At 40.0% G+C, this 24,986-nt stretch carries 24 protein-coding genes and 1 other annotated feature; of the genes, 5 read left to right on the plus strand and 19 right to left on the minus strand.

Translation table 11 applies throughout. The annotated features are described in order from the left end of the window. Position 1: 1 nt before the first annotated feature. The 16 genes from mltG to zapB all read right to left on the minus strand — a co-directional run bounded on the left by mltG (position 2) and on the right by zapB (position 13,647). Positions 2-1,048, minus strand: a complete 1,047-nt coding sequence (mltG, locus tag FEE42_RS08075; protein WP_164028116.1) for an endolytic transglycosylase MltG — start codon at positions 1,046-1,048, stop codon at positions 2-4. A 66-nt stretch (positions 1,049-1,114) separates the two neighbouring features. Next, a complete protein-coding gene (locus FEE42_RS08080; RefSeq protein ID WP_164028117.1) occupies positions 1,115-2,047 on the minus strand; it encodes a peptidylprolyl isomerase in 933 nt (310 codons plus the stop codon). A 77-nt stretch (positions 2,048-2,124) separates the two neighbouring features. Then, positions 2,125-2,664 carry a bifunctional pyr operon transcriptional regulator/uracil phosphoribosyltransferase PyrR gene (gene pyrR, locus FEE42_RS08085; protein WP_059368686.1) on the minus strand — a complete coding sequence of 180 codons (540 nt, stop codon included), beginning with the start codon at positions 2,662-2,664 and terminating at the stop codon, positions 2,125-2,127. Positions 2,665-2,788: 124 nt separating this feature from the next. Then, positions 2,789-3,217: a F0F1 ATP synthase subunit epsilon gene (locus FEE42_RS08090; RefSeq protein WP_164028118.1), complete on the minus strand. Its 429-nt coding sequence runs from the start codon at positions 3,215-3,217 to the stop codon at positions 2,789-2,791. 28 nt (positions 3,218-3,245) lie between these two features. After that, positions 3,246-4,619: a F0F1 ATP synthase subunit beta gene (gene atpD, locus FEE42_RS08095; RefSeq protein ID WP_059368688.1), complete on the minus strand. Its 1,374-nt coding sequence runs from the start codon at positions 4,617-4,619 to the stop codon at positions 3,246-3,248. Positions 4,620-4,639: 20 nt separating this feature from the next. Then, a complete protein-coding gene (atpG, locus tag FEE42_RS08100) occupies positions 4,640-5,509 on the minus strand; it encodes a F0F1 ATP synthase subunit gamma (protein ID WP_164028119.1) in 870 nt (289 codons plus the stop codon). 21 nt (positions 5,510-5,530) lie between these two features. Continuing rightward, a complete protein-coding gene (atpA, locus tag FEE42_RS08105) occupies positions 5,531-7,072 on the minus strand; it encodes a F0F1 ATP synthase subunit alpha (RefSeq protein WP_059368690.1) in 1,542 nt (513 codons plus the stop codon). Positions 7,073-7,084: 12 nt separating this feature from the next. Continuing rightward, the gene (gene atpH / locus FEE42_RS08110) at positions 7,085-7,618 is read right to left on the minus strand and encodes a F0F1 ATP synthase subunit delta (RefSeq protein WP_077581594.1); all 534 of its coding nucleotides are present in this window, start codon (positions 7,616-7,618) and stop codon (positions 7,085-7,087) included. Between the two features lie 12 nt (positions 7,619-7,630). Next, complete coding sequence (gene atpF, locus FEE42_RS08115) at positions 7,631-8,101, minus strand: F0F1 ATP synthase subunit B (protein ID WP_077544802.1); 471 nt, start codon at positions 8,099-8,101, stop codon at positions 7,631-7,633. Positions 8,102-8,150: 49 nt separating this feature from the next. Further along, the gene (atpE, locus tag FEE42_RS08120; protein ID WP_005539567.1) at positions 8,151-8,405 is read right to left on the minus strand and encodes a F0F1 ATP synthase subunit C; all 255 of its coding nucleotides are present in this window, start codon (positions 8,403-8,405) and stop codon (positions 8,151-8,153) included. A 53-nt stretch (positions 8,406-8,458) separates the two neighbouring features. Beyond that, positions 8,459-9,247, minus strand: coding sequence for a F0F1 ATP synthase subunit A (gene atpB / locus FEE42_RS08125; RefSeq protein WP_059368693.1), 789 nt, complete (start codon positions 9,245-9,247; stop codon positions 8,459-8,461). 27 nt (positions 9,248-9,274) lie between these two features. Beyond that, positions 9,275-9,652 (minus strand): ATP synthase subunit I, encoded by a 378-nt coding sequence (locus FEE42_RS08130; protein WP_059368694.1) that lies wholly within the window; start codon positions 9,650-9,652, stop codon positions 9,275-9,277. 112 nt (positions 9,653-9,764) lie between these two features. After that, the gene (rsmG, locus tag FEE42_RS08135) at positions 9,765-10,376 is read right to left on the minus strand and encodes a 16S rRNA (guanine(527)-N(7))-methyltransferase RsmG (protein ID WP_164028121.1); all 612 of its coding nucleotides are present in this window, start codon (positions 10,374-10,376) and stop codon (positions 9,765-9,767) included. A gap of 268 nt (positions 10,377-10,644) precedes the next feature. Further along, on the minus strand, positions 10,645-12,534 hold the full coding sequence (gene mnmG / locus FEE42_RS08140; protein WP_059368696.1) for a tRNA uridine-5-carboxymethylaminomethyl(34) synthesis enzyme MnmG: 1,890 nt from the start codon (positions 12,532-12,534) through the stop codon (positions 10,645-10,647). A 406-nt stretch (positions 12,535-12,940) separates the two neighbouring features. Then, positions 12,941-13,378 carry an FMN-binding protein MioC gene (mioC, locus tag FEE42_RS08145; RefSeq protein WP_164028123.1) on the minus strand — a complete coding sequence of 146 codons (438 nt, stop codon included), beginning with the start codon at positions 13,376-13,378 and terminating at the stop codon, positions 12,941-12,943. A 50-nt stretch (positions 13,379-13,428) separates the two neighbouring features. Continuing rightward, positions 13,429-13,647: a cell division protein ZapB gene (gene zapB / locus FEE42_RS08150; protein WP_059368698.1), complete on the minus strand. Its 219-nt coding sequence runs from the start codon at positions 13,645-13,647 to the stop codon at positions 13,429-13,431. Positions 13,648-13,798: 151 nt separating this feature from the next. Between zapB and glpX the strand changes: the two genes are divergently transcribed. Then, entirely contained in the window at positions 13,799-14,812 is a 1,014-nt protein-coding gene (glpX, locus tag FEE42_RS08155; RefSeq protein WP_059368699.1) for a class II fructose-bisphosphatase, read from the plus strand. Between the two features lie 413 nt (positions 14,813-15,225). Beyond that, positions 15,226-16,983, plus strand: coding sequence for a gamma-glutamyltransferase (gene ggt / locus FEE42_RS08160; protein WP_164028125.1), 1,758 nt, complete (start codon positions 15,226-15,228; stop codon positions 16,981-16,983). A gap of 45 nt (positions 16,984-17,028) precedes the next feature. Here ggt and FEE42_RS08165 read toward each other — a convergent pair whose 3' ends face one another. The 3 genes from FEE42_RS08165 to FEE42_RS08175 all read right to left on the minus strand — a co-directional run bounded on the left by FEE42_RS08165 (position 17,029) and on the right by FEE42_RS08175 (position 21,203). Further along, positions 17,029-17,454, minus strand: coding sequence for a universal stress protein (locus FEE42_RS08165; protein ID WP_164028127.1), 426 nt, complete (start codon positions 17,452-17,454; stop codon positions 17,029-17,031). A 76-nt stretch (positions 17,455-17,530) separates the two neighbouring features. After that, a complete protein-coding gene (locus FEE42_RS08170; protein ID WP_164028129.1) occupies positions 17,531-20,164 on the minus strand; it encodes a TRAP transporter permease in 2,634 nt (877 codons plus the stop codon). A gap of 76 nt (positions 20,165-20,240) precedes the next feature. After that, positions 20,241-21,203 (minus strand): TAXI family TRAP transporter solute-binding subunit, encoded by a 963-nt coding sequence (locus tag FEE42_RS08175; protein ID WP_164028131.1) that lies wholly within the window; start codon positions 21,201-21,203, stop codon positions 20,241-20,243. Between the two features lie 764 nt (positions 21,204-21,967). Next, positions 21,968-22,090, plus strand: a sequence feature (His leader region). 24 nt (positions 22,091-22,114) lie between these two features. On the opposite strand from FEE42_RS08175, the gene hisG reads away from it, so the two are divergent. From hisG to hisD, 3 genes are read left to right on the plus strand one after another with little or no spacing between them, the layout of a single operon-like run. Further along, a complete protein-coding gene (gene hisG, locus FEE42_RS08180; RefSeq protein ID WP_164028133.1) occupies positions 22,115-23,011 on the plus strand; it encodes an ATP phosphoribosyltransferase in 897 nt (298 codons plus the stop codon). Between the two features lie 38 nt (positions 23,012-23,049). Beyond that, positions 23,050-23,661, plus strand: a complete 612-nt coding sequence (locus tag FEE42_RS08185; protein WP_164028135.1) for a LysE family translocator — start codon at positions 23,050-23,052, stop codon at positions 23,659-23,661. An 18-nt stretch (positions 23,662-23,679) separates the two neighbouring features. After that, a complete protein-coding gene (gene hisD / locus FEE42_RS08190) occupies positions 23,680-24,969 on the plus strand; it encodes a histidinol dehydrogenase (protein WP_164028137.1) in 1,290 nt (429 codons plus the stop codon). The last annotated feature ends 17 nt before the right edge of the window (positions 24,970-24,986 follow it).

The following is a 24,986-nucleotide window of genomic DNA, read 5'->3' on the forward strand; positions in this document are numbered from 1 at the left end:
ATTATTTTCCATTTTTCTGGCTACGATACCAACGTAAATATTGTTGAACCGCTTTATTATGCTCGTTTAAATTACGACTGAATTTATGACCACCGCTTCCATCTGCGACGAAATAGTAAAAATCGGTTTTTTCAGGGTGTGTGACCGCCTGCAAAGCACCTTCACTCACCATTGCAATTGGGGTGGGAGGTAATCCGTCAATCACATAAGTATTATATGCTGTGGGGGTTTCTAAATCTTTTTTACGGATATTTCCCTGATAATTTTCACCCATACCGTAAATTACAGTGGGATCCGTTTGTAATTTCATTTTTGCATTGAGTCGATTAATAAATACAGAAGCCACTTTAGCACGTTCTTCCGCAATACCGGTTTCTTTTTCTACGATAGAAGCTAACACTAACATCTCGTGAGGGTTTGCTAACGGAAGATTTTCATCACGTTCATTCCAAGCGTTATCTAAGGCTTTTTTTAAACGTTCTGCCGAACGTTGGAGCAATTCAAAATCCGTTGAGTTTGGCGTATAACTGTAGGTATCGGGATATAACCAGCCATCAAGATTTCTATATTCGTGAATGTTTTTTACAAAATTCGAAATTTTAAGTAAATCAAAAATTTCTTGATTGCTTTTATCCTTTAAAGTTTGCTTTAAGTGCGGTGCTTTTTCGAGGTTTTTTCGCCATTCTTTGAATGTTTTTCCTTCGATGAATTTCACGTTAAATTGAGCCTCTTTTCCAGAATTTAGTAGGATTAACAGATCTTGTATGGTTTTGATACCGCTTAAAGAATAAGTTCCGGCTTTGATTTTGTTTAGTTCGGGCTTTAATTTCAATAAGTAAGGAAGAAAAACTGCATTCTCAACTAATTTTTCCTGCTCAAAAAGCGTAGCTAATTTTTGCCCGGTCGTACCACGTTCAACAATTAAAAGTTGATCGGCTCGCACATTTACTGTTTGTTGTTGAAAATCGTTTAATTTCTGATAACCCCAAAAACCACCGGCAATAATAATCAAAAGAAGAATAAATAAGCTAATAAAAAATTTTTTCATAGAATCAAAATAATGGAATAAAAACAATAAAAGGGGCAAAACGCCCCTCTCATATAAAATGCAAACTTATTGATTAAAATATTGAATATCGGCAGTTTTACGCAGGGCTTTTACCCAATCTTTCGTCGCATCTTTTAATTGGCTGTTTACAATTTGCTCGTAAGCTTTTTGGCGGTATGCCTCTTCAGTTTTATCGCCATCACGTGTACCGGTAACTTCTAAAATATGCCAGCCAAATTCGGATTTAAAAGGTGCAGAAATGCTACCTTGTTTAGTCGTTTGTACAGCTTTAGCAAAAGGCCCGACATAGGTTTCAGGGAACGCATAACCTAAACTTCCACCATTAGCCCCGGATAAATAATCTTTAGAATATTTTAATGCTGCATCGGCGAAAGTTGTTTTGCCGGAAATAATATCCGCACGAATTTTTTGAAGTTCCGCTTTTGCCTGTGCATCATTCAACATTGGATTAAGTTTTAAAAGAATATGACGAACTTCATATTCTTTACCTGTTACTTTGTGCTCGGTACCACTAGCTCTTGCATCTTTTAACATTTTTTTACCCAATTCATTCACTTCTTCACGGGTTACCTGCACACTGTTACTAATTGCGTGATCACGCACGCCAGACATCATCATTTGATTAACAATTTGCTGACGAAAGGCTTTCAAAGAAATACCCTGATAATCCAACGCATCTAAAAACTGACCATAGGTTAAACCATTTTGTTCAGCAATATTATCTACAATGCGATCAATTTCACGAGGGTTTATTTTTACACTGGATTGTTGAATAGCTTTTTGTACCAAAATATCATCTATGACTTTATCTAATGCTGCTTGGTAATTACCTTTTTTCCCCATTGCTTCACGCACCTGACTTTCTAGAACAGGAACGCCATCTACCGTTGCAACAACACGCTCTTCTGCATAAGCAGAAGAAAATGAAAGAGCACCTAACATGACAATAAAAAGAGATTTTAATACTGATTTTTTCATATTTATTTTTTCTTTAAAATGAGCCAACGACGCTGGTTAGAGTATCAATTTTAAACAAGGTTCACAATAGATTGGCATTATTTTGCCAATAATGCTACTTCGTAACAACCATCATACTTTTCAGTTCGAACCTGTACTTTTTCTTCCCGATTAGTGGGTACATTTTTACCTACATAATCTGCCCGAATAGGTAGTTCTCGATGTCCACGATCAACAAAAATAACCAATTCTATCTTTGCCGCACGGCCAAAGTCAGTCAATGCATCCATCGCAGCGCGAATCGTACGACCTGTAAATAATACATCATCAATTAAAATGACTTCTTTATCTTTTACATTCAGATACTGTGATGCTCCACTATACACCGGCATTAAATTTTCAGATTCAACATGCTGTAAATCATCACGATAGAAAGTAATATCCAGTTCCATTGAAGGAAGTTCTATCTTAATTAAATCTGCAATTTTACGTTTGATTAGAGCGGCAATTTCCGCGCCACGACGTTTAATACCAACAATCACGATATTATCTAAACTTGGGTGTTTTTCAATAATTTCGTGGGAAATACGAGAAATTGTGCGCTGAAACTGATTTTCATCAATAATGATCTTTTCCATAATTCATCAAAATTAACTGTGAAACGGTCGGTAAAATACCACAAAAATAGACGAAATTTAATCGTTTTTAATAAATGATAATCCATAAACAAAAAGTGCGGTTAAAATCAACCGCACTTTTTTATTATCTTTTTGATTTCACAAGTTTTTCTGTTAGCTCATAAGCTCGAAGTTTTGCTAACTCTTTGGAGAGTTTCGCTACCAACAATTCATGATCCACATCAGCTGAGTGTGTCACAATATTTTCTTCGGCTTTGCGCTTAGCTTCTAGAATTCGTTCGGAATCTAATTCAGATCCACGAATCGCTACATCAGCGAGAACGGTTACTACGCTTGGTTGAACCTCTAAAAAACCACCGGAGACATAAATAACATCTTCGCTATCATTCTCTAAGGTTAATTTGACAATTCCCGGTTTTATCGCAGTCAGTAAAGGGGTATGATTCGGCAAAATACCTAATTCCCCTTCTGTTCCCGTAGCCAGAATTTGCTTTACTTTACCTTCAAAAATTTTATGTTCCGCACTGACTATAATTAAATCAAATGTCGCCATTTTGTTCTCCTTCAATTACTTGAAGCGATTACATATTTTTGGCTTTTTCTAGCACTTCTTCGATTGAACCCACCATATAGAACGCTTGTTCAGGAATATGGTCGTATTCACCGTTTAAAATACCTTTGAAACCACGAATCGTATCTTTTAATGATACATATTTACCCGGAGAACCGGTAAATACTTCGGCAACGAAGAACGGTTGCGATAAGAATCGTTCAATTTTACGTGCTCTAGCCACAACTAATTTGTCATCTTCGGAAAGTTCGTCCATACCAAGGATAGCAATAATATCTTTTAATTCTTTATAACGCTGTAAGATACCTTGTACACCGCGTGCAACATCATAATGTTCTTGCCCTACTACTAACGGATCAAGCTGACGTGATGTAGAATCCAACGGATCTACCGCGGGATAAATCCCTAAAGATGCAATTTGACGACTTAATACTACCGTAGAATCCAAGTGAGCAAAGGTTGTCGCAGGAGAAGGGTCTGTTAAGTCATCGGCTGGAACATAAACTGCTTGGACGGAAGTAATCGATCCTGTTTTAGTTGAAGTAATACGTTCTTGCAATACGCCCATTTCTTCTGCAAGAGTAGGTTGGTAACCTACAGCTGACGGCATACGACCCAAAAGAGCCGAAACTTCAGTACCTGCGAGTGTATAACGATAAATATTATCTACAAAGAATAATACATCACGACCTTCATCACGGAATTTTTCCGCCATTGTCAAACCAGTTAAAGCAACACGTAAACGGTTACCCGGTGGTTCATTCATTTGACCGTAAACCAACGATACTTTATCCAATACGTTAGATTCTGTCATTTCATGGTAGAAGTCGTTCCCCTCACGGGTACGCTCACCCACACCGGCAAAAACAGAATAACCGGAGTGCTCAATCGCAATATTACGGATTAATTCCATCATATTAACGGTTTTACCTACACCCGCACCACCAAATAAACCAACTTTCCCCCCTTTCGCAAACGGGCAAATTAAGTCGATAACTTTGATACCGGTTTCCAATAATTCCGTACTGTTGGATTGTTCTTCATAACTTGGTGCTGCACGATGGATAGGCCAAGCTTCTTCAGCACCGATTTCACCGCGTTCATCAATAGGCTCACCTAAAACGTTCATAATACGTCCTAAGGTTTTTGTTCCTACCGGTACTTGAATAGGATTACCCGTATTTTCTACAGCTAATCCGCGTTTTAAACCGTCCGACGTACCAAGTGCGATACAACGAACAACACCACCGCCGAGTTGTTGTTGAACCTCAAGGGTTAAACCTGATTCAACTTTTAATGCATCATAAACTTTTGGTACTGCATTTTGTGGGAATTCAACGTCAATCACCGCACCGATGATTTGTACAATTTTTCCTGCTGCCATTACCGTTCCTCTAATTTTTGTTAAATTGCTGCGGCACCCGCAACGATTTCATTTAATTCATTCGTAATACTTGCCTGACGAGCTTTGTTATACACTAACTGCAAGTCATTGATTAAATTACCAGCATTATCAGTTGCCGCTTTCATTGCAACCATACGCGCTGCTTGTTCTGAAGCAAGATTATCTACTACGGATTGATATACTTGAGATTCTAAATAACGTGTTAGTAAACAATCCAATAACACTTTTGGATTTGGTTCATAAATATAATCCCAAGTATTTGCTCTTTCTTCCAAATGATCGGTTTCTAATTCCGGCAATGGGACAAGCTGTTGAAATACAGGTGTTTGCGACATCGTATTGACAAATTTATTATAGGCAATATAAATAGCATCAATTTTTCCGCTTTTATATGCTTCAAACATTGTTGATGCCACACCTATTAGTTCTTCCATTGTCGGATTATCTCCCAATCCGGAATGCTGGCTTTTGATGCTTAAACCTAAAGAACGGAAAAATGCGATACCTTTAGAGCCGATTAATCCTAGCTCAACTTGAACACCCGAATTTTTCCATTGCTTTATTTCAGCAATCACATTTTTAAATAAATTAATATTTAGACCACCACACATTCCGCGGTCAGTAGAAATAACCAATACACCCACTTTTTTTATTTCACGTTCAACTAAAAATGGATGTTTGTAATCAATATTTGCTTTAGATACGTGGCTGATAACATTACGTATTGTCTCAGAATACGGGCGAGAAGCTGCCATACGATCTTGCGTTTTACGCATTTTCGAGGTAGCAACCATTTCCATTGCCTTAGTAATTTTTTGTGTACTCTGTACACTGGCAATTTTGGTTTTTATCTCTTTTGCACCTGCCATCTTATTTCTCCATTGACCTAATTACCATGCACTATTGGCTTTAAAATTATCTAAAATAGATTTTAATGTGTCTTTAATTTCATCATTATAATTACCCGTTTTAGTTAAATCAGCCATAAATTCGCTATGGTTACGGTGTGCATAATCTAAAAGTGCGGTCTCAAAACTTGCAATTTTCTGCAATTCCACATCTTCAAGATAACCAAATTCAACAGCGAAAAGTAAAATAGCTTGTTCCGCAACACTTAACGGTGCATATTGTTTCTGTTTCAATAATTCTGTCACTTTTTCCCCGTGGGTAAGTTGCTTACGGGTAGCATCATCAAGATCAGAAGCAAATTGAGCAAATGCAGCTAACTCACGATATTGCGCAAGAGCGGTACGAATCCCCCCGGCTAATTTTTTCACCACTTTAGTTTGTGCAGCGCCACCTACCCGAGAAACGGAAATACCCGGGTTTACCGCAGGGCGAATACCTGAGTTAAATAAATTGGATTCTAAGAAGATTTGACCGTCAGTAATTGAAATAACGTTAGTTGGAACGAACGCAGAAACATCCCCTGCTTGAGTTTCAATAATCGGCAGAGCAGTTAAAGAACCTGTTTTTCCGGTTACTTTACCTTCAGTGAATTTTTCAACATATTCTTCATTTACTCGGGCTGCGCGCTCAAGTAAGCGTGAGTGTAAATAGAATACATCACCCGGATAGGCCTCACGACCCGGTGGACGGCGTAATAATAATGAAATTTGGCGATAAGCAACGGCTTGTTTTGATAAATCGTCATACACAATTAACGCATCTTCACCGCGATCACGGAAGTATTCTCCCATTGCACAACCTGCATAAGGTGCAAGATATTGCAATGCCGCAGATTCCGAAGCCGAGGCAGCAACAACAATTGTATTTGCCAACGCACCGTGTTCTTCCAATTTACGCACAACATTTGCAATAGTCGAAGCTTTTTGACCTATTGCAACATAAATACATTTAATACCAGAATCACGTTGGTTAATGATAGCATCAATCGCTAATGCCGTTTTACCGGTTTGACGGTCACCGATAATTAACTCACGTTGTCCTCGACCGATAGGCACCATTGAGTCAACCGCTTTATAACCGGTTTGTACCGGTTGATCAACGGATTTACGATCAATTACCCCAGGAGCGATAACTTCAACAGGAGAAAAACCGTCGTTTTCAATTTCTCCCTTTCCGTCAATCGGTTGACCTAATGTATTTACTACACGTCCTAATAATCCTCGTCCAACAGGTACTTCAAGAATTCTTCCGGTACATTGAACTTCCATTCCTTCAGCCAAATCGGCATAAGGTCCCATAACAACCGCACCAACCGAATCTCTTTCTAAGTTAAGTGCCATTGCATAACGATTACCCGGTAATGCAATCATTTCCCCTTGCATTACATCACTTAATCCGTGAATACGAAGAATACCGTCGCTAACAGAGACAATTGTTCCTGTATTACGAGCTTCGCTGACCACATCAAATTGAGCAATACGTTTTTTAATTAATTCACTAATTTCAGTAGAATTTAGTTGCATCTTTTATTCCTCTTACACTTGCAACTCATTTGCCAGACGAGTTAGCTGTCCGCGACTACTTCCGTCAATGACAAAATCCTCAGTACGAATTACCACACCGGCAATCAGTGAGCTATCTACATTGCAATTTAATTTTACTTTGCGAGCTAATCTTTTTTCCATTGCCGCTGTTATTTTTTCAATTTGCGTTACATTCAATGGTTGAGCAGAAACTACATCGACTTCTGCAATGGCTTGGTGATCTTCTACATAATGTTTAAATTCATTAAATACTGCAGGAATAGCACTCAAACGCTTATTTTCAGCCATTAACCGAATAAAATTTTGCCCATATTGATCCAATTGTTCACCACAAATAGAAATAACCGTATCAGCTAATTTTTGTGCTGAAGCAACACTATTTAGTAATGTTTTTACCGTTTCGTTCTCAATAACTGCCGAGACAAAACTTAACATTTCAGCCCATTTTTCGACCGCACTCTTTTCAATAGCGAAATCAAACGCTGCTTTGGCATAAGGGCGAGCTATCGTAGTTAATTCCGACATAAGCTTAAGCCTCTACAACTCTGCAACTAATTTATCAATAATGTCATTGTTCGCCGCCTCATCAATAGAACGACCCACAATTTTCTCAGCACCGGCAACAGCCAATGAAGCCACTTTAAGGCGTAACTCTTCTTGAACACGTTTGCGTTCCGCTTCAACTTCAGCATGACCTTGTTCAATAATTTTTGCTTTCAGTTCTTCCGCTTCGGCTTTTACTTCATCTAATACTTCATTGCGACGTTTATTAGCAGCATCCAAAATTTCTTGAGCTTGAACTTTCGCTTTAGAAATTTCTTGTTCTACAAGCATTTTTGTATCAGCTTGCTCTTTTTTTGCCGCTTCGGCAGAAGCAAGCGCATTAGCAATTTGGCTTTGACGTGTTTCGATGGCTTTAATAATCGGCGGCCAAACAAATTTCATACAAAACCACACAAAAAGTGCGAATGCAATCAGTTGACCGATTAATGTTGCATTTAGATTCACAACGTCCTCCCTAATATGCTTGTTTTACGTTGATAAGCAAATAAGGCAATTACTGTAGTAAACCGATAAATGGATTTGCGAAGATGAAAAGTAATGAAATACCAACTGCAATCATCGCAATCGCATCCAATAGACCAGCAACAATAAACATTTTAGTTTGTAAGCTTGATGCTAATTCAGGCTGGCGAGCAGAAGACTCTAAAAACTTTCCACCTAAAATCGCAAAACCAATCGCAGTTCCTAATGCAGCGAATGCAAGAAGGATTGATGCGCCGATAATTGTTGCTGTAATTACAGTTTCCATAAATGTTCTCCAATAGAAGTTTAAATTTAGCCCTAGAGCCGGTTAATAAAAAATCAATGTTCGGATTTATTGTAAGCAATGCTTAAATAAACAACCGTTAACATCATAAAAATAAACGCTTGTAACGTAATTACCAATATATGAAAAATAGCCCAAGCAAGATGTAACGGAATACCTAATGCCGCAATAGCCATATTGGCGGAATACATGACAGCAATAAGAATAAAGATTAATTCTCCTGCATACATATTACCGAATAAACGGAACGCAAGAGAAATAGGTTTAGCCAATAAGGTTACCGTTTCAAGAATAAAATTGACAGGGATAAATGCCCAGTGATTGAAAGGATGTAAAGTATATTCTTTTACTAAACCACTAAATCCTTTAGATTTAACGGTATAAAATAAAATTAAAAAGAATACACAAATTGACATTCCAAGTGTTGCACTAATATCTGCTGTCGGTACCGCTCTTAAATAATGAATACCGAATAATCCGGCCAGTTGAGGAAGAAAATCGACCGGAACCAAATCAATCGCATTCATAATGAATACCCAACAGAAAATGGTTAACGCTAAAGGAGCAACAACATCGCGCGGACCGTGGAAATTTTCTTTAACGATTCCGTTTACCCATTCAACCACAATTTCAACCAGACATTGCATTTTTCCTGGTACACCGCTTGTTGCTTTTTTTGCTACTCGAGAAAAAATAAAAAGGAAAATGATAGCGGAGATGACGGAAAAAAATAAAGTATCAACATGAACATGCCAAAAGCCATCACCTGTTTTTAAAAACGATAAGTGATGTCCGATATATTCCGAAGTAGTTTGTCCAGACATAATTAACCCTTTGAATTTTAATAAAAATCACGCCTTATATAACAAAAAAGGCACTAAATTATTCAATATCAATGCAATAAAAAAACCAGCAAAGAACGTTATAAAATGCTCTACCGCCAGCCATTTAAACGAAATAATGATAAGTACAATAGTACAAGTAAATTTCAACGCTTCGGCACGATAAAATGCGCTTAGTTTTTTTGATAAATGCTGATTGCGATAAAACACAACATAAACAAAGATAGAAAAAGGTATGAATGCAGAAAAAAAACCTAAGAAAAAATCAACCGCACTTTGGATATCAAGCAATAACATAACAATAGAGCCCAAAACAAGACCAATAAAAAATTCAATATAAATAGACGTTTTATATTTAGTTCGGGCTTGCGTTAAAACTCTAGACATCACTTTTAAAACCTTAAAACGGAGCAATTATACCTTTGAAAAAACGAGATTCAACCTAAAAAATGTTAACTAAATCACACTTTTAGAAAATAATTTATAAAAATATTACGCTTTATCGCAAAATGATTAAATGTCGTTCACCTACTAGCTCAGGAACATGCAATTCAACAACATGCTGAATAGTATATCTTTTATCCATTGCTTTTACCTCATCTTCTTGATAAATCCCTTTAAGGGCATAAAAATAGCCGTTTTCTTTGGGCAAATGGCCACACCAATCCGTCATATCTTTAAGTGATGCAAAGGCTCGACTTAACACGCCGTCAAATTTTTCTTCAGATTGATATTCCTCTACACGGCTCAATATAGGTATCACATTGGTTAATTTCAGCTCACGCACTGCATTACGAATAAAACTAATACGCTTGCCAAGACTATCTAGCAAAACAAATTGTTTATCCGGATTGACAATCGCCAAAGGTAACCCCGGTAAACCCGGTCCTGTTCCCACATCAATAAAACGATCACCCTGTAAATAAGAACTTACTACAATGCTATCCAAAATATGTTTCACTAACATTTCATTTGGATCACGTACAGAAGTTAAATTATAGGCTTTATTCCATTTATCTAATAAATTAACAAGATCAATCAACTTCTGTTTTTGTATCTCACTGAGTTGAATTTCAGCTTGTGCAAGTAGGTTATCCAGTCTTTTTTTCATTAATCAATTGCTCTTTTAAAAATCTTTCACATTTTACTTGAAAGTGCGGTCAGTATTCTATGCATTTTTTGATTTCTGTTGCAAGATTCCGTCTAGGCTTCCAATCCCAGCAACATTAGCAAATCATGCTTTCTATAGTTCTGCTATTGAATCCGCACTTCGAGCGAAACTAACAGAAGCGACACTAAATGCGGTATTGAAACGGGTTCTATAACCAAAAAAAGTGCGGCTAAATTAACCGCACTTTTTATCTCAACCATAGAAAAAATTATTCCCCACGTTTCAACATCCCTTGTTTTTTCAAATTCACCAAGATAATCGAAATAGCCGCCGGAGTAATGCCGGAAATTCGGCTTGCCTGCCCAATAGAAACCGGACGATGTTGTTCTAACTTAGCTCGGACTTCATTGGATAACCCCGATACCTTGGAATAATCAAATTGAGCCGGAATAGCCGTATTCTCATGACGTTTTTGTTTTTCGATTTCTTCTTCCTGATGTTCAATATAGCCTTGATATTTTATGGCGATTTCCACCTGTTCCACCGCTTCTTTATCAGCCATTGCCGGTTGATAAGGGGTTAAGGCGGTTAAAATCTCATAATTCATTTCAGGGCGGCGTAATAAATCTTCCCCATTGGCCTCACGTACAAGCGGACTGCTTAGCACTTTATTGGCTTCTTCTAAATATTCCGAACGGGGATGTAACCAAATACTGCGTAAACGTTGACGTTCAAGCTCAATGTTTTCCATTTTCTGATTGAAACGCACCCAACGTTTTTCATCAATCAAACCAAATTCACGGGCAATCGGCGTTAAGCGAATATCAGCATTATCTTCACGTAACAATAAACGGTATTCCGCACGAGAGGTAAACACGCGATAGGGCTCTTTCGTTCCAAGAGTACAAAGATCGTCCACCAATACCCCGATATAAGCTTGGTCACGGCGAGGAAACCATCCCTCTTTCTCTTGTACATAAAGTCCAGAATTAATTCCTGCAAGTAAGCCTTGTGCGGCGGCTTCTTCATAACCTGTGGTCCCATTAATTTGACCGGCAAAAAATAAACCTGAGATCCCCTTAGTTTCGAGGGTAGGTTTCAGATCACGCGGATCAAAATAATCATATTCGATCGCATAACCCGGTTTCACTATACGGGCTTTTTCTAATCCTTTCATTGAATTAACTATTCCCATCTGAACATCGAAAGGTAGGCTTGTAGAGATCCCATTCGGATAAACCTCATTACTGGTTAATCCTTCCGGTTCAAGATAAATTTGATGGGAATTTCGATCAGCAAAACGCATAACTTTATCTTCGATTGACGGACAATAACGTGGGCCGATCCCTTCTATCACTCCGGTATACATCGGGCTACGATCCAAATTATTGCGGATCACTTCGTGGGTTTGTTCATTAGTATGCGTGATATAGCATGGGATTTGTTGTGGGTGATCCGAAACCGATCCCATAAAAGAAAATACCGGCAATACTGCATCACCATGCTGTTTTGTCAGCACATCAAAATTGATCGTGCGAGCATCAATGCGCGGCGGCGTACCGGTTTTTAGTCGATCCACCCGTAAATTTAGATCGCGTAAACGTTCTGCCAGCCTGGTTGAAGCAGGATCGCCTGCACGACCGCCGGTGTAGTTTTCCAAACCGATATGGATCTTACCTGCTAAAAAAGTACCGGCTGTTAAGATCACAGATTTAGCACGGAATTTTAATCCCATTTTGGTTACCACTCCGCTTACTTTATCATTTTCTATTAAGATATCCGTGGCTTCCTGTTGGAAAATATCCAGATTTGGTTGATTTTCTAACGCAACTCTTACTACTTGACGGTATAAAACACGATCCGCTTGAGCGCGGGTAGCACGTACTGCAGGACCTTTGCTACTATTTAGCGTACGAAATTGGATCCCTGCTTTATCGGCGGCATGTGCCATTAATCCACCCATCGCATCAATTTCTTTCACTAAATGACCTTTGCCGATCCCACCAATAGCAGGATTGCAGGACATTTGTCCTAAAGTATCAACATTATGGGTTAATAAAAGGGTTTTTAAACCCATACGTGCCGGTGCAAGGGCGGCTTCAGTACCTGCATGACCGCCACCAATAACGATCACATCGTAAGTTTCAATATAAAACATCGTTTTCTCTAATTATTCGGACATAAAATTTGCGCTATTTTACAGAAATTCAGTTTTTCTTGAAAGAAAGAATTGGATCTTGATAGAGACATAAAGGATCCAAAGATCTTGAGGTAATAAAATTAAGATCTTTTTATATATAGAGATCTTATTATTGTTACTATTAAGGATCCTTTATTGTGTGAATAACCGTTTTTTCTTTTTATAAATTAATGGATTAGATCTTATTGGAAAATGTTGATCAATGATAAAAACGGTCATTATTTGTTGTGGATAATTTAGCTATTTATACACAGCTGATAAAACTTTTGATCTTATTCAGCGATAAAATACAGGTTTTTGACAGATTTTTTATGAGTTATACACAGGGGGAAAACGATGATCGTTAAAATCATCGTCTTTTTTATTAAAGGGATCGAATGAATAGAGGAAGCCATTCTTCACTGTAACTTTCCGGATCATCGATATTGAGCACATCGATTTTTAAGGTTTCACAAAGTTTGACCGCACTTTTTTGCTCTAAAATTTTTTCAATGTGATTTGTGGCATAACAAAAGGTATCGTAATCCGAATTGCCTAAGCCGACAATGGCAAAACGCGAATAGGAAAGATCAAGATCGGATTGTGATATTTGATCAAACAGTGATCGTAAATTATCCGGAATTTCTCCCGCTCCATGGGTAGAGGTTACGATTAACCATAATGGTTCACTAATTACATCATCATATTGAGCACCGTGAAAAAGAGCGGTTGAAAACCCTTGGTTTTTTAAACAATCCGCTAGATGCTCGGCGACATACTCGGCAGTGCCTAAAGTACTGCCTGAAATAATACAAACTTTCATAAAAATTATCTAAAACAAAGGCTTAGAAAATCTAAGCCTTTAAAATTGAGTTAAACGTTATCAAATTTGCCAAGCAATGAGCGAATATGTTCTTGCCAGTTACGATGTTCATTTTTTAATTGCTCATTTTCATTTTGTAATGTTTCAACGGTTTGCTGAGATTGGCTGTTTTGTTCTTTTAATTCTTCCACTTCAAGTTGAAGTAATTGAATGGTTTCTACCGCTTGCTTAATTTTATCTTCAAGCTGGTTTAAGATTTCTAATGACATAGTAATTTCCTTTTAAATAACATCTGAAACGGCTCTATTGTACCCACTTCATTTTTCTTTTTAAAGCCTGCCATAAAAATTTATTATGCAAACGTTTGCATAGTGTTAGAATAGCGCGATCTTTTGCTTGCAACACAATTGGAGATAAAAAATGAATCGTGCACTGGCTATTGAATTTTCTCGTGTAACAGAGGCTGCGGCATTAGCGGCTTACACTTGGCTTGGACGTGGCAATAAACACGCGGCCGATGAAGCTGCGGTAAAAGCAATGCGATATATGCTGAATCTTATTCATATGGACGGTGAGATTGTTATAGGAGAGGGTGAAATTGATAAAGCTCCTATGCTTTATATCGGTGAAAAAGTCGGTTCGGGTAATGGAGAACTGGTTTCTATCGCTGTTGATCCGATTGATGGTACGCGTATGACAGCAATGGGACAATCCAACGCTATTTCTGTTCTCGCCGCAGGTGGAAAACGAACTTTCTTAAAAGCACCGGATATGTACATGGAAAAAATTGTAGTAGGGCCGGAAGTCAAAGGAATGATTGATCTCAGTTTACCGATTGAACAAAATCTTCGTCGTACCGCTTCCCGATTAGGAAAATCCTTATCCGATTTAACTGTGATGGTATTAGCCAAGCCCCGTCATGATGCAGTTATCCAACAAATGTATAATTTAGGAATTCGGGTTATGGCTATTCCCGATGGTGATGTTGCCGCTTCTGTCTTATGTTGCCTGCCTGATGCCGAAGTCGATATGGTTTATGGTATTGGCGGTGCGCCGGAAGGTGTTGCTGCTGCAGCGGCAGTTCGAGCATTAGGCGGTGATATGCAGGCACGGTTAATCCCTCGTAATGAAGTAAAAGGGGATACGGAAGAAAATAGAAAAATTGCGGCGGAAGAAATCCAACGTTGTGAAGAATTAGGTGTTAAAGTGAATGAAATATTAAAACTAGAAGATCTCGTGCGTGATGATAATCTGGTGTTTGCCGCCACCGGTATTACACACGGTGAATTACTTAAAGGAATTTCCCGTCGAGGCAATCTTGCTACCACTGAAACCCTATTAATTAGAGGCAAATCACGTACTATTCGTAAAATCCAATCCACCCATTATTTGGATCGCAAAGATTTCGAAATTTATAATATTTTGAGAAGTTAGCGATAATAAAAGTGCGGTTAAAATTTAATGTGTTTTTTACATTATTCATAACTTTAAAAATAGGGACTGTCTGGATGACTAAAACAAATTTCCATTTAAGTCCCTATTGTTTATATGCTGTTCACACTCCGTCAACTATACTTAAAATGAGCTTTGAGAATACCTTTGAACTTCAGTATTGATGCCAATTTTAATGTGATTCTGTTTTCAATAATGCTATCAGGTTTCATTGCTTCTCATTTAGATACCTTGCTCTAAACGGAAAATTTTAGGGTAGCACAAATTTTTGTAATAACTCTCTTCTCAACATTTATTCTCTGATACTTGTTAATATTTCGTGAAATTTTTATTGTATTTTGGTAAGTAAAAGCATAGTCTTGTTGATGAATTATTCATCAAAAAGGAGAAAAAACATGCAGATACCGTTCAGAAAAATATTACTTGCGGGCTTATTTACTTCGGTAGTCAGCCTTTCCCAAGTCAGTTGGGCAAGTAACTCTGCGCTTACCACAAATACCGCCGCTGCACGTTATGACAGCAGTACCGATATTTTTCAACCTGTCTATGCAAAAAACGGTATGGTAGCTTCCGAACAGGCTATTGCAACTCAAGTTGGTGTTGAAATACTGAAACAGGGTGGTAATGCGGTAGATGCGGCAGTTGCCGTCGGGTTTACCTTAGCCGTTGTGTTACCAAATGCCGGTAATATCGGCGGTGGAGGTTTTATGGTATTACATAATGAAAAAACAGGGGAGGATTTTGCCCTTGATTTTAGAGAAACCGCACCATTAAAAGCCTCTCGTGATATGTATTTGGATGCAAACGGACAAGTTGAAGACGGAAAGTCATTGTTTACACATTTTGCTGTCGGCGTACCGGGTACGGTAGCCGGCATGGAGCTAGCTTTACAAAAATGGGGAACAATGCCTTTGCATAAAGTGTTAGAACCGGCAATCAAGTTGGCGGAGGAAGGTTTTCCTATCAGCCAAACACTTGCTAACTTACTGGATACGGAGAAAGATGTATTAGGTAAATGGCAGAGCAGCCGCAAAATCTTCTTCAAAAATGACCGCACTTTAGTAGCCGGTGAACTGTTAATCCAAAAAGATTTGGCTAATTCTTTAAAACTCATTGCTAAAGAAGGCGCTAAGGCCTTCTATGAGGGAGAAATTGCGGAAAAAATTGTACAAGAAATGAAGCAACATAATGGTTTAATCAGCCTTGAAGATATGCGCAACTATCAAGCAATTGAGCGTCAGCCGATAGTGGGGAATTATCGCGGTTATAAAATCGTAACTATGCCGCCACCAAGCTCGGGTGGTATCCATTTAGTACAATTGTTTAATATGTTGGAAAATTATCCGCTTAATGAATTCGGCGCAAACAGTGCAAAAACTATTCATTATTTAGCCGAATCGATGAAATTGGCTTATGCGGATCGTTCGGAATATCTTGGTGATCCGGATTTTGTAAAGATTCCCGTATCCGGTTTAACTTCAAAAAATTATGCTAACTCTTTGATTCAAAACATTAGGGAAAATTATGCCCGCCCTGCAACGGAAATTAAGCCCGGTAAGCCTCAACCCTATGAAAGTGATCAAACCACGCACTATTCGGTTATGGATAATGCCGGTAATGCCGTTGCCGTTACTTATACACTAAATCTGAATTTTGGTAGCGGTATTGTTGCTGAAGGAACAGGTATTTTACTAAACAATGAAATGGATGATTTTTCGGCTAAACCCGGAGTGGCTAATGCATTCGGCTTAATCGGCGGTGATGCAAATGCAATTGAAGCGAAAAAACGTCCGCTTTCGTCAATGACACCGACTATCGTGCTAAAAGATAATAAACCTTGGCTGGTAACAGGTAGTCCGGGTGGCGCTCGAATTATTACGACGGTTCTACAAAGTATTTCTAATACTATTGACCATAATATGAACCCTGCGGAAGCGATTGTTGCGCCAAGAATTCATCATCAATGGTTACCGGATGAATTACGCATTGAGGAAGGGATTAGCCCCGACACCCTAGCATTACTCACTGCTAAAGGGCATAAAATCAAGCTAAAAGCCCCAATGGGACGTGTACAAATTATTCAAGCGCGCGACGGCGGCTTCTATGGTTATTCCGACCCTCGTAATCCTGATGGAAAAACATTAGGATTCTAATAAATATAAAAATCCCTGCGTGAGTATTTCAGGCAGGGATTTTTGTTATTTCAAAATCAATATCGGTTTGTTCCCATATTTTGCCACTCGCCGGGTATTATTACTTAAGCCTTTAGTGTGAGGCTTACTACTGGCAAGCATAATGATTAAATCTACCGATTTTTCTTCCGCAATCCGATTAATTTCCTCATAAATTGTGCCGTGTGCGACGATGTGTTGCACTTTAGCATTTGCCGGAAAATGTTTGGCAGTAAAATCGTGTAACGCTTTATTCACTTCTGCTATCAACGATTTATCAAAATTTTTTGGCAGGAAAGCGGAAATAAAGCTATCATCTACCGGTTCGACAATAGTAACGACACGAAATAGTGTATTGGGATAATGTTCAACCAAGCGTAATGCCGTTTCAACTACTTTTTCTGAACCTTTTGGATTGTTCAGATCAATGGCGAGTAGTAATTTGTTATACATAATTTATCCTTTTCATCAGTATGGCGGACATTCTTAATGTTAATCGAAACACATTCAAAAATGACCGCACTTTCTATTAAGATTTTGCTCTTCGCCGCTGATTCCAGCCAACCAAGAAAATTATCATTAATCCAGGAATAAACATCCATTCTTTTTCCAATGAAACAAGCGGTAAAGAAATATCAATAATGGTTTGATCCCAATTCAATCCTGCTTTTGCCGCCGGAGAATCGGTTTCCACCATATCAATTATTACTTTATCTATTTGTTTTCCGTCCACCTCAATTTTTTCCTGCGTATGCAACAGGGTTAAACCGAGATTTTGCAAACGTTGTTCGCCGGTTTCTCCCTGTGGTACGGAAAGTTGCGAGTAAAATTCGATTTGTTTACCATAAGGATTCATTCCCGATACCTTGAGCAACAGATTTTGCCCGACCGGTGTTTTTTCCAGCTCTTGTACTAAATATGACGGCTCAATATGATGAGATGTCGGTGATATATACTCCATAAAAAAGCCCGGTCGGAAAATGACAAATGCGCCCAAAATTAATAGTGCCGTTTCCCACCATTTGTTTTTCACAAAGAAATGATTCATCGTTGCCGCGGTAAATGCTAATATAGCCAATGTCGAAACCACCGCAACTAGAGTTCCTTTTGCCCAACCGACATCCAGTAACAATAAATCCGTATTAAAAATAAACAAGAAAGGAAGAATTGCCGTACGCAGGCTATAAAAGAACGCAATCATTCCGGTTTTTATCGGATTTCCGCCCGAAACCGCAGCGGCGGCAAACGAGGCTAATCCCACAGGAGGTGTTACATCTGCCATAATGCCGAAATAGAATACAAATAAATGTACGGCGATAAGTGGCACTATTAATCCGTTTTGTTTGCCGACTTCAACGATAACCAATGCCATTAATGAGGAAACAACAATGTAGTTAGCCGTTGTCGGCAATCCCATTCCCAAAATCAAACTGAATATGGCGACGAGAATAAGCATTAATAAAATATTGCCCATCGACAACACTTCAATAATCCCCGATAGCTGTACGCCGAATCCGGTTAAAGAAACAACACCGACGATAATTCCTGCGGTTGCCGTTGCAATGCCGATACCAATCATATTTCTCGCCCCGGTTTCTAATCCGTCAATTAATGTTTTTACACCTTCAATGAAAAGCGAGGAGTTAATCGGCTGCTTACGGAAATAATGTAGTAGCGGTTTTTGTGTGAGTAAAATAACTGCAAGCGCCATTGTTCCCCAGAATGCGGAAAGCCCCGGCGATAACATTTCCACCATTAAACACCAAATTAATACCACGACGGGAATGAGAAAATGCAGCCCAGCATTCACCGTCGGTTTGGCTGACGGCAGTGCGACCATCGGCGCATTAGGATCATCGACTTCCAAATCAGGAAATGTTGCCACTCGGCGGATAAGTAATAAATAAACCGCTGTAAGCAATGCGCAAACAATCAGGAAGGAATAATTCGGTGCAACGGTTTTAATCCACCCCAAACCAAAATGAACCACGCCGGTTAAGCCAATGACAACCAAAAGTGCGGTCAATATTTTTAATAAAACGATTAAAATCGGATTGGGCGGATCAGTTCTTGGTAAACCTTGTAAATTCATTTTTAAGGCTTCCAAATGAACGATATAAACCAAGGCAATATATGAAATTAATGCCGGTAACGCCGCGTGGGTGATTAATTGGCTATACGGCATATTCACATATTCAATCATCAAAAAGGCGGCAGCCCCCATAACCGGCGGCATAATCTGCCCGTTTACGGAGGAGGCGACTTCAACCGCACCGGCTTTTTCGGCGGAAAAGCCGACCCGTTTCATCATTGGAATAGTAAAGGTTCCTGTAGTTACCACATTGGCAATGGATGAACCGGAAATTAATCCGGTTAAGCCTGAGGACACGACAGCTGCTTTCGCCGGGCCACCGCGTAAATGCCCTAAATAGGCAAAGGCTGTTTTAATAAAATAGTTGCCTGCACCTGCTTTATCCAGTAACGCGCCGAATAAAACAAATAAAAAGACATATTTCGTTGAAACGCCCAATGCTACGCCGAATACGCCTTCTGTGGTTACCCATTGCTGATTGATTATTTGAGAAAGTGAACCTGAGCGGTGGCTGATAATCCAGTCTGTCGGCAAAAATTGTCCGAAATAGTTATACAGTAAAAAGACGGATGCGATAATAACCAAGGGTAATCCCAAACTACGTCGACAAGCCTCCAGTAATAAAATAATACCTAAACAACCGGCGATAATATCCGATGTATTGGGTGCGCCGAAACGGGTAACCAATCCCTCATAAAAGAAAATATAATATGCCCCTAAAAATGCGCCTAAAACGGCAAACAACCAATCTTGATAAGGAACACGGTGTTTTGGAGAAGCGGCAAACGCCGGAAATGCCAAGTAAGCCAGAAATAAAGCAAAAGCTAAGTGAATGGAACGCGCTTTGGTATCATCAACCACCACATTCCATTCCCAACCCCAACTACGGATTACTTCTTGCAGCCAAAACGGAAACGGCGAAGTGTAATAAAGCTGGAAGATTGACCACAAAATAGCCGTAACAATAATTAAATTTTTGGTTAAGCCTTTTGGATTTCGTCCTCCTGCATCATTGGATGCAACCATATCTTGCAGATCGTCATAATCCGATTTTTCAGATTTTACCGACATAAAACCTCCGAAAATAAATATTACCGATTAAAACAGGAAAGGCAGGATAACACCTGCCTAAATTTAATATGCTCGGTTATTTTAACCAGCCTTTTTCTTTGTAATAACGTATTGCGCCTTCATGCAATGGTGCGGATAGCGCATTTTTGATCATATCTTCCTGTTTTAAATGAGCAAATGCCGGATGGAGGCGTTTAAAGCGATCAAAATTGTCGAAAACGGCTTTAACAATGGCATAAACACTGTCCGCATCCACATCGGAGGAGGTTACTAAGGTTGCATAAACCCCAAAGGTATCCACCGGATTATCCGTTCCTTTATACAAACCGCCCGGAATGGTTGCTTTCGCATAATACGGATTATCAGCAACCAATTTGTCAATTTCCGTACCGGTAATCGGCACTAAATGCGCATTACACGAAGCCGCAGCTTCTTTTAATGCGCCATTCGGATGACCGACATTATAAGTAATCGCATCTAAATTGTTATCACACATTACCGACGCCATTTCTGCCGGTTTTAATTCTGACGCGACTTTAAATTCTTTATCCGTCCAACCTTTCGCGGCTAAAATCACATTCATTGTTGCCCGCGTACCGGAACCTGGATCGCCCACATTGACACGTTTGCCTTTTAAATCATCAAATTGTTGAATCCCCGAATCGTCGCGGGCCATTAGCGTAAAAGGTTCGGGGTGAATAGAAAAAATGGCGCGCAATTTATCATTTTTCTTGCCTGCAAATGAACTTGTGCCGTTATAAGCGTGATATTGCCAATCGGATTGGGCGATTCCCATTTCCATTTGATTTGCCGCAATCGCATTCAAATTGGCAACAGACGCACCGGTAGAAGGGGCATTACACTTAATTTGGGTTTTTGCCGTATCGCGATTCACTAATTGGCAAATGGATTGACCCACCACATAATAAACACCGGTTTGTCCGCCGGTACCGATGGTGACAAATTTTTCTGCGGCTTGAGCAGAGAGTGCACCCATTGCTAATAATGCAGCAAGAGAAAGAGTGGAATATTTTTTCATTGTAAAGCCCTCTTATCGTGGATTGTAGAAAATTTAGTAAGATGTTGTGTTATTTTTATTCAATAACCCTGACAACATATACTTGTGCGCCAATATGCGCAATCGTTTTCTTTCAAAAATATGAGGTGTTTCACATTTTTTTAACATAAAAAACACAATCTATCTCTAAAAGTTCATTTCTATTAGAGAAAAAAGCTATTGGTCATACCGTTACAGTCCACCTTACCGGTGTTTTTATCTTATTTATAGAAATCACCACACCTGTTATTGAAACCTATGATCTATGCCCTAATCGGTTATTTAGTGATTCTTTTGCACGAAAGTTTAGCTGTACAATTTGTTAGAACCTTAGATTAAAAATTCTTGTCCTGAGTTTGATAAATTAGCATAGCAAGAATTGTTATTTGAAAAATTGGAGAAATTAGTAGTGAATCAAAAAGTTATCGTGATGACTTTACAACGTATTTAGCGTAAAAAATCAGCTGGAAGAAGCGAAAAAAACGGTATGGGCTCACGCATTATTAGGCAAAAAAAACAATTAGATAAATTGCCACAAAATAGTGAAAAAATAGCAGAAAACAGACCGCACTTTATCTTGTTTATTGAATCATCTTATTCATTTTTAGAGCAAAATAACTCATTTTTTTTATATACAATCGTTTGCGTATTTTATTAAAAAAAGGGGTTGCACGGTCGTTCATTTTTTCGTATAGTCGAAAACATTCAATTTTGGAGCAAGTTATGACCTTTATTCGTACAACACATCATCACCATCATTTTCCTGAATAATCTTTCGGGCATTTGGTGTGTTCGGAAGATAACTTCCGAGTACGAATGAAGCACAACACAATTCAACCCCTCGGAAGCGATTTCGAGGGGTTTTTCTTTATCAAAAATAACAGGAACACAATATGACAACCAACAGACTTCGCATTGCAATGCAAAAATCCGGACGGCTTAGCAGCGACGGCCAAACTCTCTTAAAACAGTGTGGCGTGAAGATTAACTGGAATGAACAGCGCCTTATCGCTTATTCCGAAAACCTGCCGATTGATATTTTACGGGTGCGAGATGACGATATTCCGGGGCTAATTTTTGACGGCGTGGTCGATCTCGGTATTATCGGCGAAAATGTGCTGGAGGAAGTGGCGTTAGGGCGACTCGCCGGCGGTGAAAATGCCGATTACAAACTGCTTAAGCGCCTTGATTTTGGCGGTTGCCGCCTTTCCCTCGCATTGCCGCGAGATGCCGCTTATCGCAATATCGCCGATTTAACCGATGCCCGCATTGCGACCTCCTACCCCAATCTGCTTAAACGCTATATGCAGCAACAGAATGTCCCGTTCAAAAACTGTCTGCTGACCGGTTCGGTGGAAGTTGCCCCAACCGCCGGTTTAGCCAACGCCATTTGCGATTTGGTGTCGTCCGGTGCGACTTTGGAAGCGAACGGCCTACGAGAAGTCGAGGTGATTTACCGCTCTACTGCTTGTTTGGTACAGCGTGCGGCTGCGCTCGATTGCAAAAAACAGGCGCTTATCGACCGTTTGCTTACCCGTATTCAAGGGGTGCAACAGGCAGCAGAATCGAAGTACATAATGCTCCACGCTCCAAAAGATCGGCTGGCGGACATTACCGCTCTTTTACCGGGGGTAGAAAACCCGACAATTCTCCCGCTTGCCCACGATACTAATCAAGTTGCGATGCACGTCGTCAGCCAAGAAAATCTGTTTTGGGAAACAATGGAAAAATTGAAAGAGATTGGCGCAAGTTCAATTTTGGTGTTACCGATTGAGAAGATGATGAAATAGCGCCTGATTTCTCATTATTTAAAATAAAAGGAATACGAATGGCATTATCCCTACTGGTTTATTTCACCCTCTCCAGCCTGCTGATCGCCGCGCTACCCGGGCCGGCAATGATGCTCACAATTCAAGGCAGCATTGAACGGGGTTGGCGGAAGGGTATGGCAATTACGCTGGGTATTTTGTTGGGCGATATTGTTCTTCTTATTGCTGTGATTGCCGGGATCGGTGAGCTATTAAGCCAATCCCCGACCGCGTTAAGCATAATGGGGATTGCTGCCAACGGCTACTTAATTTACCTCGGTATCATCACGCTTTGGGCGTTGCGTTCGCTGCATTTGGCACAAGAAAATCAAGCCAGCCAAACCGATTGGAAAACCGGTTTTTTCATTACTGTGATTAACCCGAAAACCATCGTGTTTTTACTGGCATATTTTCCGCAATTTATGGACGCCGATAGCGATTGGAGCACCACCCGGCAACTGCTGCTATTAGCCGGCTTATTTTTAATTGCCGTGGCAATCGTAATGGGCGGTTACGCCTTGAGCGCCCATTTTGCCAAACGGTTTGTCAACCAACTTTACGTCCGCAAAATAATGACCGCACTTTTCGGCACATTATTGATTTATCTCGGCATCAGCGGTTTTTTAAATTAACACGACAAGGAATTGATTATGCAAACACTTATTTGGAATAACCTAACCGACACCGAACGGCAGCAGGCTTTAACTCGTCCGGCAATTTCGGCTTCCGATGAGATTAAACAAGCGGTCGGAAATATCCTCGATCTTGTAAAATCACAGGGCGATCGAGCGTTATTTGAGCTGACTGAAAAATTTGATAAGGTCAAATTAGAGAGCCTAACCGTGTCGCAAACCGCTATTCAGCAGGCAGGGGAACGCCTTTCGAGTGAGTTAAAACAGGCAATCCAAACGGCGAAACAGAACATCGCCACCTTCCACCAAGCGCAACAACCGCAGGCGATAGATATTGAAACCCAAAGCGGCGTGCGTTGCCAAGTGCTGACCCGTCCGATTGAACGGGTGGGATTATATATCCCCGGCGGTTCAGCGCCCCTGTTTTCTACCGTGTTAATGCTTGCCGTGCCGGCACGGATTGCCGGTTGCAAAAAAATTGTGCTTTGCACGCCACCGCCGATTGCCGATGAAATTCTTTATACTGCCGAGTTGTGCGGTATTGAAACGGTCTATGCTGTTGGCGGTGCGCAGGCGATTGCGGCGATGGCGTTTGGGACGGAAAGTGTGGCGAAGGTCGATAAAATCTTTGGGCCGGGCAATGCGTTTGTAACAGAAGCAAAACGCCAAGTGAGCCAACGGCTTGACGGTGCAGCGATTGATATGCCGGCAGGCCCGTCCGAAGTATTGGTGATTGCCGATGAATTTGCCGATCCCGATTTTGTCGCCAGCGATCTGCTCTCACAAGCGGAACACGGTGCGGATAGCCAAGTAATTTTAGTTACAAATAGTGAAACCGTGGCAAAATCGACCGCACTTTCGATTGAAAAACAACTTGCAAACTTGCCACGAAAACAGACCGCTTGCCAAGCCCTTGCTCACAGCCGCATATTTCTTGCCGAGGATTTAGCCCAATGTATTGCAATTAGCAATGCCTATGCACCGGAGCATTTGGTCGTACAAATAGCAAACCCAAGAGCCTTGCTCGACCGACTCGATAACGCCGGTTCTATTTTCTTAGGCGCATACAGTCCGGAAAGTATGGGCGACTACGCCAGCGGCACGAACCACGTTCTTCCAACTTACGGCTACACAAAAACCTACTCAAGCCTCGGTTTAGCAGATTTCAGCAAACGAATGACGGTCCAAGAACTCAGCCCGCAAGGTTTTAAAGCCCTTGCCCCAACAGTTATCGCAATGGCTGCCTCCGAGCAGTTGGACGCTCACAGACAAGCGGTAGAAGTGCGGTTGGAAAAATTGAATGTTTAATTGCCGAATTAAATTAA

The sequence above is a fragment of the Rodentibacter caecimuris genome (assembly GCF_010587025.1).
GTDB lineage: Bacteria > Pseudomonadota > Gammaproteobacteria > Enterobacterales > Pasteurellaceae > Rodentibacter > Rodentibacter caecimuris.